This is a genomic window from Micromonospora sp. WMMC415 (genome assembly GCF_009707425.1).
Lineage (GTDB): Bacteria > Actinomycetota > Actinomycetes > Mycobacteriales > Micromonosporaceae > Micromonospora.
The window spans coordinates 2839720-2863413 of record NZ_CP046104.1 but is presented as its reverse complement, the minus strand read 5'-3'; the positions used below and the strand labels follow the sequence as shown (position 1 = coordinate 2863413).

The following is a 23694-nucleotide window of genomic DNA, read 5'->3' as shown; positions in this document are numbered from 1 at the left end:
GTGGGGGCCTTACGAGCGAGCCCGGCCGTGATGCGCACAGCGCCGGGCGTGGCTCAACCATAACCCGCCGGACAATAAACGCCCAGTTCAGAGTGGCACTGTTTACCGTGGAGACAGGTAGGAGCCGGAGTGGACGATGGGGAGCACGACGGCGGACGGGTGCCGTGAGTCGTGCAGGATCTCCCGCCATCCAGCACGCAGAGTGACCGCCGTGCTGAGGGGCTCGCCGGTGCCGGGGTTGCGCGCGTACCGGGGGTGCGCGCCGCCGGACACCTGCACCCGCAGCCGGTGACCGGCCGCGAACCGGTGCGCCGTGGGCCACAGCTGCACCGGCACCCGGACGGCACCGGTCTCGTCGGCGCGGAACCCGTCCGGCGTCACCCGGACCAGCCCGTCGCACACGTTCCAGGACCGGCCCCGGGCGTCCACGTCGCACAGTCGCACGAAGACGTCCAGGTGGGACAGGTCACTTCGGACGAAGATCTCCGCCCGGACCGGCCCGACCACCTCCACCGGAGCCGGCAGGACCTCGCTGGTCCAGGTCAGCACGTCAGGGCGGGCCTCGACGGGACGGTTGTCCACCGGCCCGGCCCGCTGGGCGACGAGCAGCGGGCCGCCCAACGACGGGGTGGGGTCGGCCGGGTCGTACCAGAAGCCGTCGGGGGCGGACTCCACCGGCGGCGCGGTGCTCAGCCCGCCGTACGGGTGCAGGTGCCAGGTGGTGGGCGTGGCGGGCGGCGGCCAGTCGGGCAGGTCCCGCCAGCCACCGCCGGCCCCGCCGACGTGCACCCGAACCGGGGCGCGTCCGGGCGCCGGCCGCCCGCCGAGGTGTTCGTCGAGCCAGTCGAGGCCGTCGCGCAGGGAGGCCACGAAGAGCCCGGGGCTCCCGTGCGTCCACGGCCCGACGGTGAGCCGGGGTCGGCCGCCGGCGGCACGCAGCGCCGCGAAGTCACGCAGCTGCGCCGGGAGGAAGATGTCGTGCCAGCCGCTGATCATGGCGACGGGAGCGCGGACCTCCGCGAGACGGTCGCCGAATATCCGGGTACGCCAGTACGCGGCGTCGGGCGTGTGGTGGCGCAGCCACTCCTGGAAGAAGGGCACGGTGACCCCGGTGGCCACCCGGTCCGCCTCGGCCAGCGGCAGGTGCGCGAGCGCAGCGGCGAGCCGCGGCTGGCCCCGCTTGAGTTCCCACTGCCGGGCGAGCCAGGGCACGGTCTGCGCCTGGAGGAGCTCCGCCCAGGTGAGCACGGTGTCCAGGGCGAAGGACTCCCCCGCGTACGTCGAGTCGCGGGTGCCGGAGGCGGTCACGACCGCCACCATCGCGCGCAGCTCCGCCCCGGCGTCGGCGGCCAGGGCCCACTGGACGAAGCCCTGATAGCTGGCGCCGAACATCCCGAACGCGCCGCTCCACCAGGGCTGGCGGCGCAGCCAGTCGAGGGTGTCCAGACCGTCGTCGCGCTCGTGGACGAGCGGGTCGAACACGCCGCCGGAGCCGTGCGTGCCCCGGCAGGACTGGATCACCACGTGGTAGCCCCGCTCGGCGGCGAGCCGGCCCAGCAGGCGCATCGGGCCGCCCCGCCCGTACGGGGTGCGGATCAGCACGGTCGGGGCGCCCGGCAGGTCCGGCGCGTGGTGGTCGGTGCGCAGCGCCACGCCGTCGCGGACCCGAACCGGGAGGTCGCGGGTCAGGGCGACCCGCCGGGTCCGGGGTGGTGGGAGCCGCAGCACCGCCGTGGCCAGCCGGGTCGCCAGCGCCGTGAGCACGACGGGTCAGCCGTTCGTCCGCCGCGGTGATGCGGCGCGTACGGCGTCGCGGTGTTCCCGGACCGTGGCGCTCATCGCCGTCATGAACCGGTGGACGGTCTCCAACTCGTCGTCGGTGAAGTCGGCCATCACCGCGTCGGTGCGCCGCCCGAGCGGCTGGAAGAACTCCATGGCCACGGCGGCGCCCCGGTCGGCGTAGTGCAGCAGGACCTTGCGCCGGTCGGTGGCGTCGCGGTCGCGCCGGATGTGACCGGCGCGCTCCAGCCGGTCGATCAGCGCGGTGACCGACCCGGACGACAGGTTGAGCTGCTCGCCGAGGCGGCCGGGGGTGATCGGGTCGCCCCGCAGCTCGGCGTCCATGACCGCGATCAGGGCCTGCAGGTCGGTGGCGCCCAGACCGTGCAGCCCGGCGAAGGCGTGGCCGACGTGCTGGGCGTCCACCGCGTACCGCCGGAGGTTGTTGGTGATCTCCGCGACCAGCTGCTCACGTCGCGTGTCGCGCCGCCGGTACATGCCGTGACCTGCCACGTCCCGCCGCATCTCCTCGTCTCGGTCCGGTTGCAGCATAACTCAGCGGCCGATAATCTCGCTCATCGAGATACTCGATGACCCGGACATTCCTGGCCGTCGAGCGGTTTCCCATCCAGCCCCGTGAGGAAACGATGTCCCTGTTCACCCACGTCGCCCGCGGCCGGTTGGCCGCGTGGCTCACCGTGGTCGCCGCGATCGTCCTCGGTGCCGCCGTGTTCGGCCTGCCGAAGCCCGACAACCCCGCACCCGTGTCGTCCACCGGGCTGTCGGTGGAGTGGCAGTCCACCCAGGTGGAGCGGCTCCAGGAGCAGCTCCCGTCCAGCGACGTCCAGCCGGCCCTCGTCGTCGCCAGCCGCGCCGACGGGGGGCCGCTCACCGCCGCCGACCGGGAAGCGCTCGCCGCGCAAGCCGGCGACCTGAGCCGGTTCGCCGTCGGCGGACAGGTCGCTCCCCCGCAGTTCTCCCCGGACGGCACGGTCGCGCTGGTCGCCGTGCCGCTGTCCACCGCCGGCGGTCAGGAGCAGGTCGCCGACACCGTGGAGCGGCTACGCGCCGCGCTCGACGACGCGCCCGCGGGCCTCACCGTCGACGTGACCGGTGGGCCGGCGTTCACCGCCGACCTCACCAAGGTCTTCGAGGGCGCCGACGTGACCCTGCTCGCGGTGACCGCCGGGGTGGTGGCGCTGCTGCTGCTCGTCACGTACCGCAGCCCGTTCCTGTGGATCGTGCCGCTGGTGGTGGTCGCGGCGACCGAGCAGCTGACCCTGCGGGCCGTCGACACGATCGTCCCCGCGGTCGGCATCAACCTCCAGGAGGGCGCCGTCACCGGCATCGCCAGCGTCCTGGTCTTCGGTGCCGCCACCGACTACGCCCTGCTGCTCATCGCCCGCTACCGGGAGGAGCTGCGCCGCGAGGCGGACCGCTTCCGGGCCATGCGCGCCGCGCTGCGCCGCACCGCCGAACCCATCCTGGCCAGCGGAACCACCGTGGTGCTCGGCGTGCTCACGCTGCTGCTGTCCGAGCAGGAGACCAACCGGGCGCTGGCGGTGGCCTGCGCGACGGGCGTCGTCCTCGCCATGCTCTCGGCCCTGCTCGTGCTCCCCGCCGCGCTGGTGCTCCTCGGTCGCGGCCTGTTCTGGCCGTTCGTGCCCCGGGTCGGCGGCGCGGTCCGCGAGGGCCGGCTGTGGGGCCGGCTGGGCGCCGGTGTCGTCCGACGGCCGGTGTCCGTCGCCGCCCTGGCGACGCTACTGCTGGTCGGCCTCGCCCTGGGCGGGCTGGGCATCCGCACCGGCCTGTCGGAGACCGAGCAGTTCCGGGTGGAGCCGGAGGCGGTCGCCGGGGCGCAGACCCTCGCGAAGGCCTTCCCGGCCGGGACGACGCAGCCGGTCGCCGTACTCACCAACCCGGCCGCGGCGGGGGCGGTCACCGAGGCCGCCGCAGCGGTGACCGGCGTCGCGTCGGCGCGGCCCGGCAGCGCCGGCGCCACCGTCGCCCAGGTCGACGTGGTGCTGGAGGCCGAGCCGGGCACCGCCGCGTCCGACCGCGCCATCGAGGCGCTGCGGGACGCGGTCGCCACGGTCCCCGGCTCCGCCCCGCCCACCGTGGACGGCGCCGGTGCGCTCGACGGGGCCGTGGTGGGCGGCACGGTCGCCGCCACCTACGACACCGCCGAGGCCAACGCGAAGGACCTGCGGCTGATCCTGCCGATCATCCTGCTGCTGGTCGCGGCCGTCCTGGTGCTGCTGCTGCGGGGCCTGCTCGCCCCGGCGCTGCTCGTGCTCACCGTCATCGCGTCGTTCTTCGCCAGTCTCGGGGCGGCGTGGCTGCTCTTCGACCACGTGCTGGACTTCCCCGCGCTGGACAGCGGCGTCATCCTGCTGGCGTTCGTGTTCCTCGTGGCGCTCGGCGTCGACTACAACATCTTCCTCGTCACCCGGGCCCGCGAGGACGCCCGCCGGGCGGGCACCCGCGACGGGATGCTCTCCGCCCTGCGGGTCACCGGCGGGGTAATCACGAGCGCCGGCGTGCTGCTCGCGGCGGTCTTCGCCGTCCTCGGCGTGCTGCCGCTGATCCTGCTGACCCAGATCGGCGTCATCGTCTGCATCGGCGTCCTGCTCGACACGCTGCTCGTGCGGACGGTCCTCGTGCCGGCGCTGGCGTTCGTGCTGGGCGACCGGTTCTGGTGGCCGGGCCGGGTCCGCCGGGAGGCCGGGGCGCAGGCGCCAGCACCGCGTGAGCCGGTCACCGCGCACGACTGACCGTACGGTCGGCAGGGGTTGCGGCGTCCCCGCGCCGCAACCCCTCAGTACGAGAGGCAGACGCACTCGGTCATGAGGGCGCGGACGTTGCGCACGTACTGCGGGTTCGGGATGGTGAGCGGCTCCCCCTCGCGGGCGACCGCGCCGTGCCCGTAGTTGTACGCGGCGATCACCGCGTTGAGCAGGCACGAGTTCAGCTCGGTGGTGCACAGGGCCGCGTCCAGCCGGTAGTCGGCCTCGAAGTACATGTCGCCGATGTACTTCGTCAGCCAGGCCAGGTAGTTGGCGCCGAGGTAGGCGTTGTCGCGGTAGTCACGCACGTCGTAGCTCTGCCCGAACCGCTGGTTCATCCAGTCGGCCGTCGCGGGCATCACCTGCATCAGCCCGATGCCGCCGTCGCAGGCGACGATGTTGGACTGCCAGCCGCTCTCCTGCCAGGCGGTCGCCTTGACCAGGGGCAGCGGGATCCGGATGTCGGGAGCGGACGTCGGCCAGTACGTCTTCGCCGCCGCGTCGCCGAGCGCCGCCTTTACCTGCGCGCGGGTGGCCTGGGTGCCCTCGTAGCGGGGCGTGCAGGCGGTCGGTGCCGGCTTCGGCGGTGGCGGCGGCACCTTCGTCTCGGTCGGCGGCTTCGCCGCGGCGCGGGGAGCGGTGGCGCGGGTCGGCCGGTGCGTGGGCCGGGCGCTGGGCGACGGGCTGCGCCGCGGCGCCGCTCCCATCGACTCCCGCGCGGGCGGTGTCGCGGTCGCTGTGGCGGCGTCGGTCTCACCGGCCGGTGCGGCGCTCGCCTCGGCCGTCGCACCGACCGGGGCCGCGATCTCAGGCGCGGCGGCCCGGTCGCGCGCGCACCCGGCGAGCCCGGCGGCCAGCACAAGCGCCGTGAGCGTCGCCGTGGCCCCACGGCCTCCTCGCATGTCGACCCCTTCCCCCGGTGACCGCCGCACGGTAACAGGAGTCGACGGTGAGCCGCCGCCCCGCGCCGGACGGGCACGCGGACCCGGCGCCGACGTGGGCCCGTCGGGTCAGGCGTCGCCGGGCCGGTCGGCGGCGGGCGCGTCGGCCCCCGGCATGGTGGCCGCGGCGGCCCCGCGGGTGCCCGGCGAGCCGCCGACCGCCTGCTCCGGCGGCGCGGCGGCAGCGGCGGCCGGCGGCTCCGCGACGGCATCGCCCGGCACGTCGGCGACCGCCGCGCCGTCGGCGCCTCGTGCCGGTGGTGTGCCGGCGGTCACGTGCGGCGGGCCGGCGGCCGGCGGCTGCACGCCCACCGCCCGGTCGCGGGTCACCCACGCCACCATGAACACCGCCGTCCAGGCCACCCCGAGCAGGAGCCCGGTGAGGGCGCTGCTGCCCGTGCTCAGGCCCAGGTAGAGCCGGGCGCCGCCGACGCCGACGACGCCGGCGGCGGCGACCGTCCAGGCGGCGACCGCCACCGGCCAGCGCGCGCCCCGGGACAGCAGCCACGCGAGGGTGCACAGGCTCGCGGTGACCACCGCGTCCTGGGTCGGGAACAGGACCGGCGGCCCGGACCCGTCCGGGCGGGCCAGGTCGGCCGCCGCCGCGAGCACCACCAGCGGCACGAACGCGCCGGCGGTGCCGAGCACGCTGAGCAGGTCGGCCTGCCAGGGCCGGTGCCGCCAGGCCAGCACGCCGGCCACGACCGCCACCACCACGATCAGCACCGGCCCGCGCAGCACCGACACGACCGTGAGGGTCACGTCGACGGCCTCCGGGGTGCGGCGGGCCGCGAACCAGTCGGCGATCGCGCCGTCGACCACCGACAGGCCGCTGTGCCGGACCACGGCGCCGAGCACCCAGGCGACGGCGAGCCCGGCCAGGAAGAGCAGCAGGAGACCGGCGGCCAGGTTGAGCAGCAGGGTCCAGCCGGGCCCGATGTGCATGGCGAGCAGGAAGAACAGCACCCCGTACCGGCCGGTGAGCCAGCGCACCGGCGGCAGCGCGCCCGCCCGGGCCAGCAGCGCCCGGACCGGATCCGGGTTGCGGCCCAGCCAGCGCCCGACCAGCAGCACCGCGACCACCGCGCCCAGCAGCACCAGCACCGCCCCGGTGGCCCGGCCCAGCAGGTGCGACACCGTCTCGTACGACTCGCCGGCCAGGTTGCCGGCGAGCACGGAGGCACCCACCCAGGTCACCACCCCGGCCAGGTTGAACGGCGCGAACCGCCGGTACGGCATGTCCGCCGCCCCGGCCAGCCGGGGCACCAGGGTCCGGGCGAAGGCCACCCAGCGGGCGGTGAACACGCCCCGGCCGCCCAGCCGGCCGAGCATCGCGTCCGCCCGGCTCCACCGCTGCGGACCGATCCGGGCGCCGAAGCGGCTCGCGCGCAGCCGCGGCCCGTACCGGCGGCCGGCGCGGAAGGCGAGTGTGTCTCCGATCACGGCCGCGCCCACCATCACCAGCAGCGCCGGGCCGAGCCGTAACGTCCCCGCGTACGCTAGGAAACCGACCAGCAGCAGGGTCGCCTCGCCCGGCACCAGCAGTCCGAAGATCACGGCGGTCTCCGCCGCGACGATCAGGGCGGCGACCAGGTAGATCAGCAGGGGCGGCAGGCCCTGCAGTGCGGTCACCAGGTCGTGCATCTGACCCCCATGAACACGAGGGTCAGCATGCCAGTCGTGCCAACGGCTGGGACACATGTTTCGCCAGAGACCCGGGCCAACTGGGGGATCACCCCGACGCGACCCCGGCAACCGCAGACAGGAGAGTATGGAGGGTATGCAGCTTCGCACCGACCTCCGCAACGTCGCCATCATCGCCCACGTCGACCACGGCAAGACGACCCTGGTCGACGCCATGTTGCGGCAGGCCGGCGCCTACGGCGCCCGTGGTGAGGTGACCGAGCGGGTCATGGACTCGATGGACCTCGAGCGGGAGAAGGGCATCACCATCCTCGCCAAGAACACCGGCGTGCGGTACCTGCCGACGGACGGGTCCGACCCGGTCACCATCAACATCATCGACACCCCCGGGCACGCCGACTTCGGCGGCGAGGTGGAGCGCGGCCTCACCATGGTCGACGGCGTCGTGCTGCTGGTCGACGCCAGCGAGGGCCCGCTGCCGCAGACCCGGTTCGTGCTCCGCAAGGCGCTCAAGGCCCGGATGCCGATCATCCTGGTGATCAACAAGGTGGACCGCCCCGACGCCCGGATCAAGGAGGTCGTGGACGACACGTACGAGCTGTTCCTCGACCTCGACGCCGACGAGGAGCAGATCGACTTCCCGATCGTCTACGCGTGCGCCCGCGACGGCATCGCCTCGCTCACCCAGCCCGCCGACGGCTCGGTCCCGCAGGACAGCCACAACCTGGAACCGCTGTTCCGCACCCTGCTCGACACCATCCCGCCGCCCGCGTACGACGAGGAGGCCCCGCTCCAGGCGCACGTCACCAACCTCGACGCCTCGCCGTTCCTCGGCCGGCTCGCGCTGTGCCGGGTGCGGCAGGGGACGATCGCCAAGGGCCAGACCGTGGCCTGGTGCCGCACCGACGGCAGCACCCAGCGGGTCCGCATCTCCGAGCTGCTGATGACCGAGGGCCTGGAGCGCAAGCCCGCCGACTCCGCCGGGCCGGGCGACATCATCGCCGTGGCCGGCATCCCGGAGATCATGATCGGTGAGACGCTCGCCGACGCCGAGGACCCGCAGCCGCTGCCGCTGATCACCGTCGACGAGCCGGCCATCTCGATGACCATCGGCACCAACACCTCGCCGCTGGTCGGCCGGGTCAAGGGCGCCAAGGTCACCGCCCGCATGGTCAAGGACCGGCTCGACAAGGAGCTGATCGGCAACGTGTCGCTGCGGGTGCTGCCCACCGAGCGCCCCGACGCGTGGGAGGTGCAGGGCCGCGGTGAACTGGCCCTCGCGATCCTGGTCGAGCAGATGCGCCGCGAGTCGTACGAGCTGACCGTCGGCAAGCCGCAGGTCGTCACCAAGGAGATCGACGGAAAGACCTGCGAGCCGGTGGAGCGGCTGACCATCGACGCCCCGGAGGAGTACCTGGGCGCGATCACCCAGCTCCTCGCCACCCGCAAGGGCCGGATGGAACAGCTGGTCAACCACGGGACCGGCTGGATCCGCATGGAGTGGCTCGTCCCCGCGCGCGGCCTCATCGGCTTCCGCACCGAGTTCCTCACCGAGACCCGGGGCACCGGCATCCTGCACCACGTCTTCGAGTCGTACGAGCCGTGGTTCGGCGAGCTGCGGACCCGCAACAACGGCTCCCTGGTGGCCGACCGGTCCGGCTCCGTCACCGCGTTCGCCATGACCAACCTCCAGGAGCGTGGCCAGCTCTTCGTCGAGCCCGGCACCGAGGTGTACGAGGGCATGATCGTCGGGGAGAACTCCCGCTCCGACGACATGGACGTCAACATCACCAAGGAGAAGAAGCTCACCAACATGCGCTCCTCCACGGCGGACGAGACCGAGAAGCTGATCCCGCCGCGGAAGTTGTCGCTGGAGCAGGCCCTCGAGTTCTGCCGCGAGGACGAGTGCGTCGAGGTGACCCCGGCGGCGGTCCGCATCCGCAAGGTGGTGCTCGACCAGACGCAGCGGGCGCGCACCGCCGCCCGCCGCAAGCACGCCGGCTGAGCACCGGCAGGGGCCCCGCACCACGCCGTCGTGGTGCGGGGCCCCTGCGCACCGCTACCCTCGGCGGGTGATCTTCGACGCGCTGGACGCCCACCTCGACCGGGTGCCCGGCACCGTGTCCGCGTACGTGGGCCGCCTCGACACGCCCCCCACCTGGACCCGGCACCCGGACGCGACCCACTACGCGGCGAGCACGATGAAGGTGGCCGTGCTGGTGGCGCTGCACCGCGCCGCCGAGGCCGGCCGCCTCGACCTCGACGCTCCGGCCCCGGTCCGCAACGAGTTCGACTCCGCGCTGCCCGGCGCGCCCCGCTTCTCCTGCGCCCAGCACTACGACAACGACGACACCGTCTGGGACCGGGCCGGCGGCGCCGCACCCCTGCGCTGGCTCGCCGAGCGCATGATCGTCCGGTCCAGCAACCTCGCCACCAACGTGATCATCGACCAGGTCGGCCTGCCGGCCGTGGCCGACGTGTGGGCCCGCGCCGGAGCCCGGCACAGCGTCACCGGCCGCGGCATCGAGGACTTCGCCGCCCGGGACGCCGGCATCACCAACCTGGTCACCGCCGCCGACCTGGCCGCTCTCCTCGGCGGCCTGGCGCGCGGCGCCGCCCGGCCCGGCCGGCTGGCCGCACCGGAGAGCTGCGCCGCGATGCTCGACACCCTCGCCGCGCAGGAGCACCGCGAGGACCTCGCCGCCGGCCTGCCCGCCGGCACGCGCATCGCCCACAAGAACGGCTGGGTCCGCGGCGTCCGCCACGGCGTCGGCGTCGTCGCGCCCGACGACGCGCCCCCGTACGTCATCGCCGTCTGCACCACCACCGACGCCGCCGACGGCGGACCGAGCGGCGAGGACGTCGAGGACGACGCCTGCCGCCTCATCGCCCGCATCTCCCGCGAGGCCTGGAACGCCCGCCACAACCTGAACTGACCGCTGCGCCGCGAGGAGCCACCATGCCGTCCCGTCGTGTCCTGCTGGCCGCGTTCGCCGTCGTGGCCGCCGCGAACCTGCTCGCCAACGCCACCGGCAGCGCCATCGGTGAACTCCTCACCAAGCCGCTGCTGATGCCGCTGCTCGCCGTATACCTCTGGCGGGCCGGCACCGACCGCGGCGCCCGGCCCGACCGGCTCGTCCTCGCCGCGCTGGCCTTCTCCACCGGCGGCGACGTCGCGCTGCTCGGCGACGGCGACGCGGCCTTCCTCGCCGGGATGGCGCTGTTCCTGGCCGCGCACGTCTGCTACGTCGCGGCCTTCACCCGGGGCGGCGCCGCCGCCGCGCTGCGCCGCCCGCCGCTGGCCGCCGTCCCGCTGGGGTACGCGGTGCTGACCGTCGCCGCGCTCGCCTGGATGTGGCCGGGGCTGAGCGACGCCGGCCTGGCGGTGCCCGTCGCCGGGTACGCGGCGGCCCTGGCCACCATGGCGAGCACCGCCGCCGCGCACGGCTGGCGCGTCGGCCTCGGTGGCGCGCTCTTCCTCGGCTCCGACCTGCTCATCGCCACCGGCGTCGCCGGAGTGGGGACCCTGCCCGGCCCACCGATCTGGGTGATGGCCACCTACGCCGCAGGTCAGGCCCTCATCGTCACGGGCTGGGCCGCCCGCCCCACCGCTCCCGCACCGGTCACTCCAGCAGCCGCGCCCGCAGCGCCGTGACCAGATCGTCGTTCACCCCGAGCCCGTCGCGCAGGTACGCCCCGAACGACCCGTGCACCCGCCGCACCTCGTCGTACGCGGCGTCGAGGTACTCGTCGCGCACCTCCAGCACCGGGCGTACCGCGTCGACGTCCAGGTCCGGCTGCCGCCGGCGCATCGCGGTCAGGATCACCTCGCGCAGGCTCTCCGTCAGCGGGTTGTTGGCCAGGTAGTCGGCGCGGACCGCCGCCTCGTCCACCCCGAGCGCGTGCAGCAGCACCACCGTCAGCCAGCCGGTGCGGTCCTTGCCGGCCGAGCAGTGGTAGAGCAACGGCAGATTGTCCGCCTCGGCCGCCAGCCGCACGGCGGTGCCGAACCCGACCCGCGCCGACTCCCCGGTCACGAACCACCGGTAGATCGCCGTCATCGCCGCCGGAGTGCCCTGCCCGGCGAGTTCCGCGTACGCCCCGAGGTCGTGGCCGAGCAGCACCGCCGACACGTACGTGAAGACCGGGTGCGCCGCGTCGTGCACCGGCAGGTGCACCACCCGCGACTCGCCCGGCAGCCGGTCCGGCGGGGCGACCGCCTGCTCCGAGGCGTCCCGCAAATCCACCACGCAGGACGGCCCCAGCTTCGCCAGCACCGGCAGGTCCTCGTCGGTCAACCGACCCAGCGCCGGGGTGCGGATGAGCACCCCGGGGCGTACCCGCCGCCCGTCCGCCCCGACCAGTCCGCCGAGGTCACGCGCGTTCGGCGCGCCCACCAGATCCCACTCGCGCGCCCTCATGCCGCCGCCCCGCCGCGCTCGGCGGCGCCCCGCGGCACCAGTCGGCTGTGCGTGATCCGCTCGCTCATCCGGCCTCCCCATCGCCTGCCCGTCCCCCTATAGGGTGCCCGACATGACGATCACCGCGGTACGCACCCACCGGCTCTCCGCGCCCCTGCACACCCCGTTCGTCACCGCGCTGCGCCGCACCACCACCGTCGACACCCTCGTCGCGGAGGTCGTCGACGCCGACGGGCGCCGCGGCGTCGGCGAGGCGCCGCAGGTGTGGCAGGTGACCGGGGCGTCGACGGCCGGCTCCGAGGCGTGCGTCCGCGAGGTGCTCGGCCCGCTGCTCACCGGCCGGGACCCGGACGACCTGGTGGCCCGCTGCACCGAGGTGGGGCGGGCCGTGGCCGGCAACGAGGCCGCCAAGTCGGCCGTCGACGTCGCCCTGCACGATCTGGCCGCCCGGCGGCTCGGCGTACCGCTGGTGCGGCTGCTCGGGGGCACGGCCCTGCGCGTCCCGACGGACGTCACGCTCGCCGCCGGCGACGCGGTGGACCTCGCGGCCGCCGCCCGGGCGCGCCGGTCCGAGGGCTTCGACGTGCTCAAGCTCAAGGTCGGCACGGACGCGGCCGGCGACCTGGACCGGGTACGCGCGGTCCGCTCCGCGGTCGGCGCGCGGGTCCGCATCCGGCTCGACGCCAACCAGGGCTGGACGCCCCGCGACGCCGTCCGGGTGATCCGGGGCATCGAGGACGCGGGGCTGGATGTGGAACTGGTGGAGCAGCCGGTCCCCCGGTGGGACCTGGACGGCCTGGCCTGGGTCAGCGAACGGGTGTCCACGCCGATCCTCGCCGACGAGGCGGTCTTCGGTGTCCGGGACCTGGTCGAGGTGATCCGCCGGCGCGCGGCCGACCTGGTGAACGTCAAGCTCGCCAAGTGCGGCGGCCTGCACGTCGCCCGTACCCTGCTCGACCTCGCCGTGGCCCATGGCATGGGCACGGTCGTCGGCTCCATGATGGAGACCCAGGTCGGTATCGGCGCGGCGGCCAGCCTGGTCGCGGCGTACGGCACGACCGCCGTCCCGGACCTGGACGCGGCGTGGTGGCTGGCCTGGTCGCCGGTTCGCGGCGGTCCCCGGTACGAGGGCGCGTCGGTGGTCCTCGCCGACGCTCCGGGCCTCGGGATCGACGCGCTCGCTGAAGCAAAGATTCAGCAGGTCGATTGATCTTTGGCGGAAACTTTCATATCGTCGCGGCAGCGGGCGGCGTGACCTGGGGGTGGACCGTGGAGCTGCAAACCGGCCGCGAGGCCGTCGTCCGGGTCGGTGTCGCCACCCTGTGGGCCTCCCCGGAGGCGGTACGCGCGGTCGACAGCCCCGCCCTCGCCCCGCGCACCGACATCGCCGCCTGGATCGCCGGAATGGACGCCGACCAGCAGGTCGGCGACTGCGTGCTCAGCCAGCTCCTGCTCGGCGAGCGGGTGCTGGTGACCGAGCTGCGTCCCGACGGCTGGGCACACGTCGTCGCGGTGGAACAGCCCGCCAAGCTGGACCCGCGCGGCTACCCCGGCTGGCTCCCGGCCGGCCAGCTCGCCCCGGCGACCGCGCTCCCCGACACCGACCCGCTCGTCGTGGACGCCACCGTCACCGCCCTGCACGCCACGCCCGACGGTCCGGTCCAGCTGCCCGGCGTCGTCCTCGGCACCCGGCTGGCCACGGCCGGCCCGGTCGTGGCCGGCTGGCGGCCGGTGCACGCCCCGGGCCACGACGTGCCGCTCTGGATCCCCGCCCGGCACACCGCCGCCGTCGCGGACGCCGCCCCCACCGCCGAGGAGGTGCTGGCCGTCGCCCGTCGCCTGCTCGACGTCGTGTACGTGTGGGGTGGCGTCTCCTCGTACGGCATCGACTGCTCCGGCCTGGTCCACCTGGCCTGGCGGCGCTTCAACGTACGGCTGCCCCGCGACGCCGACGACCAGGCCACCGCCACCACGCCCCTGCCGCCCGGCAGCGAGCGCCCCGGTGACCTCTACTTCTTCGCCCGCCCCGGACGGGGCATCCACCACATCGGCATCGTCACCGCCGACCCGCGCCCCGGCGACGACCGCCGGATGCTGCACGCCTGCTACCGGCAGCGCCGCGTCCTGGAGGAGCGGCTGCCCGCCGACCGCACCGCCACCCTGGTCGCCGCCCACCGGGTCTGAGCCCGTACGAACGACGGCGGGGGCGCCCCGACCCGGAGCACCCCCGCCGTCACCGGGGTCTCAGCCGCGGGCCTTGACCAGCTCCCGGCGGCGGTCCCGGGACGACTTGACCAGGCTCGCCACGGTGGCCGCCAGCAGGGTTCCGAGGATGACCGTCAACGACAGCCAGATCGGGATGTGCGGGGCCCAGGCGACGTGCTCGCCGCCGTTGATGAACGGCAGGTTGTTGTCCGCGAGGGCCTCCAGCACCAGCTTCACACCGATGAAGCCGAGCACCACCGCGAGGCCGTAGCTGAGGTAGATCAGCCGGTCCAGCAGGCCGCCGAGCAGGAAGTAGAGCTGCCGCAGACCCATCAGCGCGAACACGTTCGCGGTGAACACCAGGTACGGCTCCTGGGTGATACCGAAGATCGCCGGGATCGAGTCGAGCGCGAAGATCAGGTCGGTCGTGCCGATCGCGATCATCACGATCAGCATCGGCGTGAACAGGCGGCGGCCGTTCTCGTACGTGGTGAGCTTCGCGCCGTCGTAGTCGCGTGAGATGGGCAGCGCCCGGCGGCTCCACCGGATCAGCACGTTCTCGGTGAACTCGTCCTCGTCCGGCTCGCCCTGCCGGGCCAGGTTGACCGCCGTGTAGATGAGGAAGGCGCCGAAGATGTAGAAGACCCAGGAGAACTGGGAGATCAGCGCGGCACCGGCGGCGATGAAGCCGCCACGCATGACCAGCGCGAGCACGATGCCGACGAGCAGCACCTTCTGCTGGTACTGCCGGGGCACGCCGAAGCGGGCCATGATGATCACGAAGACGAAGAGGTTGTCCACCGAGAGGCTGTACTCGGTCAGCCAGCCCGTGTAGAACTGGCCCGCCGCGCTCGGCCCGGACGCGAGCCAGACGCCCGCGCCGAAGATCAGAGCCAGGGCGACGTAGAAGCCGACCCAGAGGCTCGACTCGCGCACGCTGGGCTCGTGCGGGCGCCGACCGATGATCAGAAGGTCGACGAGCAGGATCGCCGTCAGTGCGACGAGCGTTCCCGCCCACACCGCTCCGGACACGTCCAAGGTTCATTCCTCCGGCAGACACGCAACGTCCGGCACACCGTACGCCCTCACGGGGCGCGGTGAGCCGGTGACGCTGACTCTGGTGACTGTCGGAGGTCTCTTCCGCCGCCGCCCCCGGATGGGACGGCGACCGACGGGGCCGGGTCGCGCCACCGGGGCCGGCGGTCGACCGTGCTGACGACTCCGTCGCAGGGGAATACTCCCCTCCTCGCCCGTCATTCTCACCCACTGCGGCCAGTGACCGCACCTTGGGCGTCCGGTGTCCCTCCCCACCTCTCCGAACGGGAATAGCGCCGATCACCGCGGGTAAGGCTTCCTAGGAGGCTAGCCTCCAGCCTCGACCCGGCCGGCGCCCGGCCCGGCCGGCGCGGAACACCGCGCAGTGCAGGTCCCAGACCGCCGGATCGGCGTAGTCGACCGGATGGTCGTCGTACGTCCCGACGAAGCGCACCCACGGGGCACCCGCGTGCGCCTCACGCAGCAAGGCCAGCCGCAGGTCGAGCGGGATCGACTCCCGGCGCGACGGTGCCACGACTGCGGTGACGGCGGCGCAGCGGGCGGCGGCGTCGATCAGCGCGTGGTGCCCGGCGTGCGGCGGGTAGGACTTCCCGACCACCAGGCCGTGCCGGAAGTCGGCACCGCGCCGCACCTGCGGGCCGACGCCGGACCGTTCCCGCCCGATCACCCTGGAGATCCGTCCAGCCGGCGGGAAGCCGCCCCCGCCGCGAACCCCGCGCGCGCCGCCGTGCGAGGCTGCGCACATGGTGCTTGAGGTCGCGTTGATCGACGTGCTGCCGGGACACGAGGACAAGTTCGCCGCGGCGTACGCGGAGGGGCACCGGGTGCTCGCCGGCACGCCCGGCTGCCGGTCGGTGCGGATGACCCGGGGCGTGGAGTCGCCGTCGCGGTTCGTGCTACTGGTCGAGTGGGACTCGGTCGAGGCGCACACCGAGAACTTCCGGAACACCGAACGGTTCACCCGGTGGCGCGAGCTGATCGGCCCGCACTTCGCCAACCCGCCGCTGGTCGAGCACTTCGTCGACGTGCTCGCCTGACCCTGTCGTACCCGACGCCTATCGTGCTGTCCGCACGCGCCGGTCGCCGGTCCCGACGGGCTCGGGGGCGCCGGGCCCGGACGACCGCGCGGCTGCCGCCGTCAACCCTGCGACGGCCACCACGTCAGTCGGCGAGCCGCCGGCCCAGCGCCGCGACCGTCTCCTCCGGTGTCAGCGCGGCCTCCAGCAGCCACCCGGTGAGCCGTTCGTACCGGTCCACGTCGACCGGTGCGACCAGCCGGACGTCGGTGGTCAGCGCCTCCAGCATCACCGTGCGGGGGTCGGCCGGATCCGGGAACGAGTAGCAGGAGTACGGCGTGAGCGGCTGCACCCCGCCGCGTGGGGCCCGGTCGCGGGGCAGCAGGCGGATCGTCACGTTCGCCAGCTCGGCCAGGTCGACGAGGTGCCGGAGCTGCTCGCGCCACACCTCGGGCGGTGTGTCGCCGGCCTCGCACGCCGCCTCGGCGAGGATCGCCGTGTAACGGGGTGGGTCCTCCCGCCGCAGCACGTCGTGCCGGATCAGCCGGGCCCGGACGTCCCCCTCGACGTCCACCGTCGGGTCCACCAGGTGGCCGGCGGTGACCCGCAGCCGCGCGTACGCCGGGGTCTGGAGCAGCCCGGGCACGACGGCGGGCTGCCAGTCGACGATGCTCGCCGCACCGGCCTCCAGCTCCGCGTACGTGCGCTGCCGCTCCCCCATCTCGCCCAGCGCCCGCCACCAGCCCCGGCTCGTGGCGGCGTCCCGGGCGATGACGATGAGCGCGTCCCGCTGGGCCGGTGGCACCTGGTAGACGTCGAGCAGGTCCAGCACGTCGGCGAGGTCCGGGCGGCTCTGCCCGAGCTCGATGCGGGACAGCTTGGAGGTGGAGGCCCAGCCGAGCCGGTCGCAGACCTGCTCCAGGGTGAGTGCCTCCCGTCGGCGCAGTTGACGCAGCTCGGCACCGAGTCGCGCGCGTCGGATGACCGGACTTGTTGGCAACGGCATTTCCCGCCTCCCCACCGAGGGAGAGTACGCAGGACGATCACCCAGCGCAATACAACGCTTGCGGAAAGCGACGTTCCCGGGTGTGGCGCTGCCGGCCCCGGCCGCTCCGTCGGCCGGGGCCGCCGCGTTCACGGCCGGTACGTGCCGAAGGACCAGACCCGGCCGGCCGGGTCCCGAGCGGCGTAGTCGCGGGAGCCGTAGTCGGTGTCGAAGGGGGCGCGGACGATCTCGGCACCGGCGGCCCGGGCCCGTTCGTGATGGGCGTCCAGATCGTCCACCGCGACGTAGACCGCGTAGTCGTCGTCGGCCGGGCGGCTCCGCGGGCCCGGCCCCGTGCCCACCATGACGATCCCGTCGTCGAAAATCAGTTCGGCGTGCGTGACGGAACCGTCAGGTGTCTCGTGCACCTCGTGCACCCGGAAGCCGAACGCCCGGCACAGCCACTCGATCGCGCCGCGCCCGTCCGGATAGCGGAAGGTCGGATAGATGCTTCTCATGGGGCGATCCTGTCGGCCACCCGGTCAGGCCGGATTGGACGAATGTGATCCCGCCAGCGCGCCGGGGGTGGTGCCGGTGAACTCGCGGAAGTCCCGGATCAGGTGCGACTGGTCGTAGTACCCGCAGCACGCCGCCAGCTCCGCCCACCCGCCGCACCCCCGCCGAGGGACGGCCCCACCGGGCGTCGGCGGGGACACCAGGTCCCGGGAGACGGTCGCGTACGCCCGCTGGAACCGCAACAGCCGGGCGGCGGTCTTCGGTGACACGCCGATCTCCTGCCGGAAGCGGACGGTCAGGTGCCGGCGGCTCCACCCCAGCTCGTCGGCCAGCTCGGCGACGCCGATCCCGCCGGCGGTGCCGGCCAGGCGTCGCCAGGCCCGCCCCAGCCGGGGGTCGACCGGCGCGGTGGCCGCCAGTCGGGTGGCCACCGCGGCGTCGAGCAGCGCGAACCGGCGGGTCCAGGTGGCCTCGCCGGCCAGCCGGTCGCCGAGCCGGGCCAGCCACGGGTCGGGCAGCCGGTCGAGTGCGACCGCCCGGTTGGTCACCTCGTCCAGTGGCAGGTCGAGCAGCCGGCGCGCGGCCAACGGGGTGAGGATCAGCTCGATCCCCGTGCCGACGCCCCGTGTCGTGGTCGTGCACCACCCGTCGTACGGGCCGGCGACGAACGAGGTCACCCCGACGGCGCCGGGCGCGGCCGCCCGCGGGTCCACGACGTCCAGCGGGTCGCCCCAGCCGAGGACGAGCACGACGAACGCGCCGGCCGCCTGACGCCGCACCAGCGGGAGCGGCGCGGTCTCCCGGTAGCCGAGGTAGTGGTCGACGAACGGGCGCAACCGCGCCTCCGGCGTGCCGACCACCACCTCGTCCATGGTCATCCCCGGGCGCTCACTTCACCCCGGCGGCGTCCATGCCCCGCAGTTCCTTCTTCAGCTCGGCGATCTCGTCGCGGATCCGGGCCGCCAGCTCGAACTGCAGCTCCCGGGCGGCGGCGAGCATCTGGTCGTTGAGCTCCTGGATCAGCTCTGCCAGCTCGGCCCGGGCCATCCCCTCCCGGGCGGGACCGGCGGCCCGACCCCGGCTGCGGGTCTCCTTGACCGGCGCCTTGCCCCGGGAGAGCTGCCGCACCGCCCCGCCGACCCGGGTGTCGGTGTCCTCCGCCTCCCGGTAGATGTCGTCGAGAATGTCGTGGATCTTCTTGCGCAGCGGCTCGGGGCTGATGCCGTTCGCCTCGTTGTGCGCGATCTGCTTGGCCCGCCGGCGGTTGGTCTCCTCGATCGCCTCCGCCATCGACGGGGTGATCTTGTCCGCGTACATGTGGACCTGGCCGGAGACGTTGCGCGCCGCGCGGCCGATCGTCTGGATCAGCGACCGGCCGCTGCGCAGGAAGCCCTCCTTGTCCGCGTCGAGGATGGCGACCAGCGACACCTCGGGCAGGTCGAGGCCCTCGCGCAGCAGGTTGATGCCGACCAGCACGTCGTAGTCGCCCTTGCGCAGCTCGCGCAGCAGCTCGACCCGGCGCAGCGTGTCCACCTCGGAGTGCAGGTACCGCACGCGGATGCCGTTCTCCAGGAGGTAGTCCGACAGGTCCTCGGCCATCTTCTTGGTCAACGTGGTGACCAGGACCCGCTCGTCCCGCTCGGTGCGCAGCTTGATCTCGTGCATGAGATCGTCGATCTGGCCCTTGGTCGGCTTGACGACCACCTCCGGGTCGACCAGGCCGGTCGGACGGATCACCTGCTCGACGAACTCGCCCTGGGCGTGCTCCAGCTCCCACGGGCCGGGCGTGGCCGACAGGAACACCATCTGGCCGACCCGCTCCAGGAACTCGTCGAAGCGCAGCGGCCGGTTGTCGGCGGCGCTGGGCAGCCGGAAGCCGTGGTCGATCAGCATGCGCTTGCGGGAGGCGTCACCCTCGTACATGCCGCCGATCTGCGGGATCGTCACGTGCGACTCGTCGACGACGGTGAGGAAGTCGTCCGGAAAGTAGTCGAGGAGGCAGTGCGGCGGGCTGCCGGGCAGCCGACCGTCGATGTGCATCGAGTAGTTCTCGATGCCGGAGCAGAAGCCGACCTGCCGCATCATCTCGATGTCGTACGTGGTGCGCATCCGCAGCCGCTGCGCCTCCAGCAGCTTGCCCTGCCGCTCCAGCTCGGCCAGCCGCTCACCCAGCTCGGTCTCGATGTCGCGGATCGCCCGCTCCATCCGCTCCGGGCCGGCCGCGTAGTGCGTCGCCGGGAAGATCAGCAGGTGGTCGACCTCACGGACGACGTCACCGGTGAGCGGGTTGAGGTAGTAGAGCTTCTCCACCTCGTCGCCGAACAGCTCGATCCGGACCGCCAGCTCCTCGTACGCCGGAATGATCTCCAGGGTGTCGCCGCGGACGCGGAACGTGCCCCGCTGGAAGGCCATGTCGTTGCGGGTGTACTGGATGTCGACGAGGCGGCGCAGCAACTGGTCCCGGTCCAGCTCCTGGCCGACGGCGACCCGGACGGCGCGGTCCAGGTACTCCTCGGGGGTGCCCAGGCCGTAGATCGCCGAGACGGTGGCGACCACCACCACGTCGCGGCGGGTCAGCAGCGACATCGTCGCCGAGTGGCGCAGCCGCTCGACCTCCTCGTTGATCGAGGAGTCCTTCTCGATGTACGTGTCGGTCTGCGGAATGTACGCCTCGGGCTGGTAGTAGTCGTAGTAGGAGACGAAGTACTCCACCGCGTTGTGCGGCAGCAGCTCGCTGAACTCCTTCGCCAGCTGGGCGCAGAGCGTCTTGTTGGGGGCCAGCACCAGCGTGGGGCGCTGCATCCGCTCGATGAGCCACGCCGTGGTGGCGCTCTTGCCGGTGCCGGTCGCACCGAGCAGCACCGTGTGACGGTCGCCGCGCCGGACCCGCCGCTCCAGATCGTCGATCGCGGCCGGCTGGTCACCGGCCGGCTGGAACTCACTGATGACCTGGAAACGGCCGTCGAGCCGGGGAATGTCGAGCGCCATGACATCCACGGTACGCCCGGGGTCCGACACCCCGGGCCGACTACCGACGGTCCGTGATCGGCTTCGATATTCCCATTGTGTGCCCCATCCCACAGGACTACGCTTTTCGCGTAGGCCGCTCGCGGCGGCCGACCGGGCCGGTGGCCGGGCCCTCGACGGCCGGCCGCCCCCGGCACAGGGGTCGCAGCACCCGTTTCCGGAGTGCGCACCCGACGTGGTCGCGCTGACGGCGCTGACCGGCCGCCGCGAGCGCCCCTACACGTCACCCCCGGCCGGTGAAATCCGTTCAACCTCGCGTGGAGTCCTCCGCCCGCCGCCGCCGCACGCCACCCGAACCGGAGCGCCCGCCGGCCGCCGGCCGCGCTCCGCACCCGGTCGACCCCGACCACGTCGAGCCGGATCCGCCGCCGACGCCCGGCGACACGGCACCGGCCCGCACCCCGGCGCCCGGCACCGCCCCACGCGGCGCCCGCCGGCGCCGGATCCCCGGCGGCGTCCCTCCCCCGGCACCCCACCGCCCGCTGCCCGACGGTACCCAGACCGGTCAGCTTCCCCGGGTGCTCACCGGCCGCCGCCGCACCACCCTCCTGGTGCTCGCGGCAGTGGCCCTGGTCTCCGCCGTCGCCCTGGTCGTCGGGCTGCTGAGCTGGGCGCCCCGACCGTCGGACCCGCCCCGCGCGCTGACCGCCGAGGAGCGGACGCGGCTCGCGGCGATGCGGGTCACCAACTACCGCGACCTGCGGGCCGGCGTGCGTCTGACGGCGGGAACCGGCGGCGAGCGCACCGAACTGGTCGGCTGGGTGGACTGGTCCCGCCCCCTGGTCTACCTCGACGTCGGTGGACCGGGCGCGGGCCCCGCCCGAGGGCTCCTCCAGGCCACGCCGTCGACGGTGGTCCTGCGGCCGGACCCCGACGCCGTACCGACCCCGGCGCCCCCGCCCCTGGTGCCGCCGGCCGACCGGTGGCGCCTGACCGCACTGCCCGCCGGCGGGCGCCTCGCCCCCGTCCTCGATTTGCTGTTCGGGCTCGCGGCCGACCGGCCCGACGCGCCGGCCGCCGACACGGCGCGCTGGACCGGCCGGACCGACGTGGCGGCCCAGCCGGTGGACATCCTGACCGCGCCGCTGCCGGCCCCCGCCGACGCCGCCACGCCCGCGCTTCCGGACGGGCGCTGGTGGGTGGACGGCGACGCCCGGCTGCACCGGCTCGAGGTCCGGCTGCCCGGCGCCGGTCCGGTCACCGTGCAGCTCAACCGCACCGACCGGCCCACCCTGCGCCCGGTGGACGCCCTGGGCGGACGACCCGGGACGCCACGGACACTCACCCCCGCCGAGCAGCGCCGCCTGGAACGGCTCCCCGCGCGCCTGCGCGACGTGGGCGGGGCGACCGTCACGGTCACCGCCCCGCTCGGCCCCGGCACGAACCTGCGCGGCGCCGGCTGGCTCACCTGGAGTCGGCGGGACGCCTACCTCGTCGTCGCCGACCTCGACCAGCCCGGGCGACGGACGCTGGTGCGGCACGACGCCGGCCGCGCCACCCGGACGGACGTGCCGGCGGGCACCGTCCCCGGCACCGTGGAGGCGCCCGGCCGCCCGCCGCTGCCGGTGCCGGTGGACGGCTGGCGGGCCGCGCCCGCCGACGACCTCACCACGCTGGTGGCGACCGCCCTGCGGGCCGGAACCGCCGCGCCGATCGGCACCGCCCGACGGATCCGCGAAGACAGCCTCGCCGGGACCGGCGTCGACGTGGTGGAGCTACGGTCGTCCGGCGCGCGGCTGCGCTACTGGATCGACCGGTCCGGCCTGCTGCGCCGGCTGGAACTGCCGACCCGGGCACACACGTGGGCGCAGCTCGACCTGGTGCCGGGGTCGGTGCCCCGACTCGACGCCGCACGCACCACCACGTCGGGCGGGCGGTGACCGGTCAGGGCCGCCAGCCGGTCTGCACGGCCCACTCCTCGGCCCGCAGGTGCTCCTCGTCGAACCACGGGTCCTTCGCCGTCGAGTAGGTGACGGCGTCCGGCGCGGAGGCGGCCAGCTCGCGCTTGAGCAGCAGATACGCCGCCCGCTGGTCCGGGTCCGCCCGCAGGTGGTCCCGCATCAGCAGCGCGTACCGCCAGCCCGGCGAGCCGGCTACCCGGACGTGCAGGTACGCCGGCCGGGCCGGGTCGGCGCTGCCGTGCAGCCGCTTCTCCCACCGGTCGTCACCGGGCAGCCGGGGCGTGTCCCACCACTCGCCGGGCAGGCGCGGGAAACCCGCCTCGGCGAGACGCTCGGCCAGCGGCCCGTCGGCGTCGGCGAGGCGCGGCACGGTGAGCTGGACGTCGATCACGTCCTTGGCGGCGAGGCCGGGGACCGCCGTGGAGCCGATGTGGTCGATCCGCAGGTCGGCCGGGGCGACGGCGTGCCGGATCCGGGCGGCCAGCCGGGCGTACTGCAGCGGCCACGTCGGGTCCGCCTCGATCAGTTCGACCCGCGGCGGTCGGACCGCCCGCCGTTGGCGGACGTTCGCCTCGTAGGGCAGCAGTCGGTCCGCCCAGAGCGCGTCGACCGCGGCGTGCAGCTCGGCGAGGGTGCCGTCGTTGGTGAGCACCACGTCGGCCGCCGCCCGCCGGCGGGTGTCGTCGGCCTGCGCGGCGATCCGCCGCCGGGCCTCCGCCGGGTCCATCCCCCGGTCCCGCGCCAGCCGCTGCAGCCGCGTCGGCACGGCCGTCTCCGCCACGACCACCAGGTGGTACGTGGGCGCGAGCCCCACCTCCACCAGCAGCGGCACGTCGTTGACCACGATCGCGTCCGGCCCCGCCGCGGCGACCAGCTCGGCGCTGCGCGCCCGCACCCGCGGATGGATGATCGACTCCAGCGTCCGGCGGGCGTTCTCATCGGCGAAGACCACGGCGCCCAGCGCGGCGCGGTCCAGCGCACCGTCGGGGGCGAGCACGCGCTCGGAGAAGGTGGCGACGATCTCGGCGAGCCCCTCGGTGCCGGGGGCGACCACCTCCCGGGAGATCAGGTCGGAGTCGACGACCACGGCGCCCCGCTCGGCCAGCCGGGCCGCCACCGCGCTCTTGCCGGAACCGATCCCGCCCGTCAATCCCACCTTCAACACGGCACCAGTCAACCGGATCATCCGCGACGTGCCAAACCGGACTCGGGCCCCGCGATGTCCGGCCGCGCGCCGCGGTGACGCCGGCATCGCGCTGTCCGGTCTGGCCGGATGCCGCGACGGCGTTGGCATGGAGTGGATCACGATGTCGAGGTGATCGACTCAGCCTGCGGCAGCTCGGGCCTGGTCGCGGCAGGACGGGCCCGGTATGCCCCGTCCCGCGTCGATCATGTGTGGTGGCCGGCTCGACGGCCG

At 74.3% G+C, this 23694-nt stretch carries 19 protein-coding genes and 1 pseudogene; 8 read left to right on the top strand and 12 right to left on the bottom strand.

Translation table 11 applies throughout. From position 1 onward, the window contains the following. Nucleotides 1-102 precede the first annotated feature (102 nt). Entirely contained in the window at nucleotides 103-1764 is a 1662-nt protein-coding gene (locus tag GKC29_RS13780) for a CocE/NonD family hydrolase (protein WP_155331215.1), read from the bottom strand. 6 nt (nucleotides 1765-1770) lie between these two features. Then, nucleotides 1771-2277: a MarR family winged helix-turn-helix transcriptional regulator gene (locus GKC29_RS13775; protein WP_155334123.1), complete on the bottom strand. Its 507-nt coding sequence runs from the start codon at nucleotides 2275-2277 to the stop codon at nucleotides 1771-1773. A gap of 149 nt (nucleotides 2278-2426) precedes the next feature. On the opposite strand from GKC29_RS13775, the gene GKC29_RS13770 reads away from it, so the two are divergent. Beyond that, nucleotides 2427-4553 (top strand): MMPL family transporter, encoded by a 2127-nt coding sequence (locus GKC29_RS13770; protein WP_155334122.1) that lies wholly within the window; start codon nucleotides 2427-2429, stop codon nucleotides 4551-4553. Between the two features lie 44 nt (nucleotides 4554-4597). On the opposite strand, the gene GKC29_RS13765 is transcribed toward GKC29_RS13770, so the two are convergent. Then, the gene (locus GKC29_RS13765) at nucleotides 4598-5467 is read right to left on the bottom strand and encodes a lytic transglycosylase domain-containing protein (RefSeq protein WP_155331214.1); all 870 of its coding nucleotides are present in this window, start codon (nucleotides 5465-5467) and stop codon (nucleotides 4598-4600) included. A gap of 264 nt (nucleotides 5468-5731) precedes the next feature. Next, a pseudogene (locus GKC29_RS13760) lies at nucleotides 5732-7150 on the bottom strand (DedA family protein); the annotation flags it as partial. Between the two features lie 136 nt (nucleotides 7151-7286). On the opposite strand from GKC29_RS13760, the gene typA reads away from it, so the two are divergent. From typA to GKC29_RS13745, 3 genes are all read left to right on the top strand, one after another. After that, nucleotides 7287-9155, top strand: coding sequence for a translational GTPase TypA (typA, locus tag GKC29_RS13755; RefSeq protein WP_155331213.1), 1869 nt, complete (start codon nucleotides 7287-7289; stop codon nucleotides 9153-9155). A 67-nt stretch (nucleotides 9156-9222) separates the two neighbouring features. Further along, a complete protein-coding gene (locus tag GKC29_RS13750; protein ID WP_155331212.1) occupies nucleotides 9223-10086 on the top strand; it encodes a serine hydrolase in 864 nt (287 codons plus the stop codon). 23 nt (nucleotides 10087-10109) lie between these two features. Beyond that, nucleotides 10110-10805, top strand: coding sequence for a lysoplasmalogenase (locus GKC29_RS13745; RefSeq protein WP_155331211.1), 696 nt, complete (start codon nucleotides 10110-10112; stop codon nucleotides 10803-10805). Here the strand turns inward: GKC29_RS13745 and GKC29_RS13740 are convergent. Then, nucleotides 10774-11571 carry a tyrosine-protein phosphatase gene (locus GKC29_RS13740; RefSeq protein ID WP_155331210.1) on the bottom strand — a complete coding sequence of 266 codons (798 nt, stop codon included), beginning with the start codon at nucleotides 11569-11571 and terminating at the stop codon, nucleotides 10774-10776. The genes GKC29_RS13745 and GKC29_RS13740 overlap by 32 nt on opposite strands. Before the next feature lie 112 nt (nucleotides 11572-11683). On the opposite strand from GKC29_RS13740, the gene GKC29_RS13735 reads away from it, so the two are divergent. Together GKC29_RS13735 and GKC29_RS13730 are read left to right on the top strand one after the other, a co-directional pair. Beyond that, a complete protein-coding gene (locus GKC29_RS13735; protein WP_155331209.1) occupies nucleotides 11684-12781 on the top strand; it encodes a mandelate racemase/muconate lactonizing enzyme family protein in 1098 nt (365 codons plus the stop codon). A gap of 59 nt (nucleotides 12782-12840) precedes the next feature. Beyond that, a complete protein-coding gene (locus GKC29_RS13730; protein ID WP_155331208.1) occupies nucleotides 12841-13755 on the top strand; it encodes an NlpC/P60 family protein in 915 nt (304 codons plus the stop codon). Nucleotides 13756-13815: 60 nt separating this feature from the next. On the opposite strand, the gene GKC29_RS13725 is transcribed toward GKC29_RS13730, so the two are convergent. After that, nucleotides 13816-14814 carry a TerC family protein gene (locus tag GKC29_RS13725; protein ID WP_155331207.1) on the bottom strand — a complete coding sequence of 333 codons (999 nt, stop codon included), beginning with the start codon at nucleotides 14812-14814 and terminating at the stop codon, nucleotides 13816-13818. A gap of 316 nt (nucleotides 14815-15130) precedes the next feature. Further along, complete coding sequence (locus GKC29_RS13720) at nucleotides 15131-15499, bottom strand: hypothetical protein (protein ID WP_230689026.1); 369 nt, start codon at nucleotides 15497-15499, stop codon at nucleotides 15131-15133. Nucleotides 15500-15575: 76 nt separating this feature from the next. On the opposite strand from GKC29_RS13720, the gene GKC29_RS13715 reads away from it, so the two are divergent. Next, nucleotides 15576-15869, top strand: coding sequence for an antibiotic biosynthesis monooxygenase (locus GKC29_RS13715; protein WP_155331206.1), 294 nt, complete (start codon nucleotides 15576-15578; stop codon nucleotides 15867-15869). 124 nt (nucleotides 15870-15993) lie between these two features. Here GKC29_RS13715 and GKC29_RS13710 read toward each other — a convergent pair whose 3' ends face one another. From GKC29_RS13710 to uvrB, 4 genes are all read right to left on the bottom strand, one after another. Further along, the gene (locus GKC29_RS13710) at nucleotides 15994-16854 is read right to left on the bottom strand and encodes a helix-turn-helix transcriptional regulator (protein WP_155331205.1); all 861 of its coding nucleotides are present in this window, start codon (nucleotides 16852-16854) and stop codon (nucleotides 15994-15996) included. 128 nt (nucleotides 16855-16982) lie between these two features. Next, on the bottom strand, nucleotides 16983-17351 hold the full coding sequence (locus GKC29_RS13705) for a VOC family protein (protein WP_155331204.1): 369 nt from the start codon (nucleotides 17349-17351) through the stop codon (nucleotides 16983-16985). Between the two features lie 24 nt (nucleotides 17352-17375). Then, nucleotides 17376-18227, bottom strand: coding sequence for an AraC family transcriptional regulator (locus tag GKC29_RS13700; RefSeq protein ID WP_230689025.1), 852 nt, complete (start codon nucleotides 18225-18227; stop codon nucleotides 17376-17378). A gap of 10 nt (nucleotides 18228-18237) precedes the next feature. After that, nucleotides 18238-20337 (bottom strand): excinuclease ABC subunit UvrB, encoded by a 2100-nt coding sequence (gene uvrB / locus GKC29_RS13695; protein WP_155331203.1) that lies wholly within the window; start codon nucleotides 20335-20337, stop codon nucleotides 18238-18240. 296 nt (nucleotides 20338-20633) lie between these two features. On the opposite strand from uvrB, the gene GKC29_RS13690 reads away from it, so the two are divergent. Then, nucleotides 20634-22256, top strand: coding sequence for a hypothetical protein (locus GKC29_RS13690; RefSeq protein ID WP_155331202.1), 1623 nt, complete (start codon nucleotides 20634-20636; stop codon nucleotides 22254-22256). A gap of 4 nt (nucleotides 22257-22260) precedes the next feature. Here the strand turns inward: GKC29_RS13690 and coaE are convergent, their stop codons facing one another. Then, nucleotides 22261-23442 (bottom strand): dephospho-CoA kinase, encoded by a 1182-nt coding sequence (gene coaE / locus GKC29_RS13685; RefSeq protein WP_155331201.1) that lies wholly within the window; start codon nucleotides 23440-23442, stop codon nucleotides 22261-22263. Nucleotides 23443-23694 lie beyond the last annotated feature (252 nt).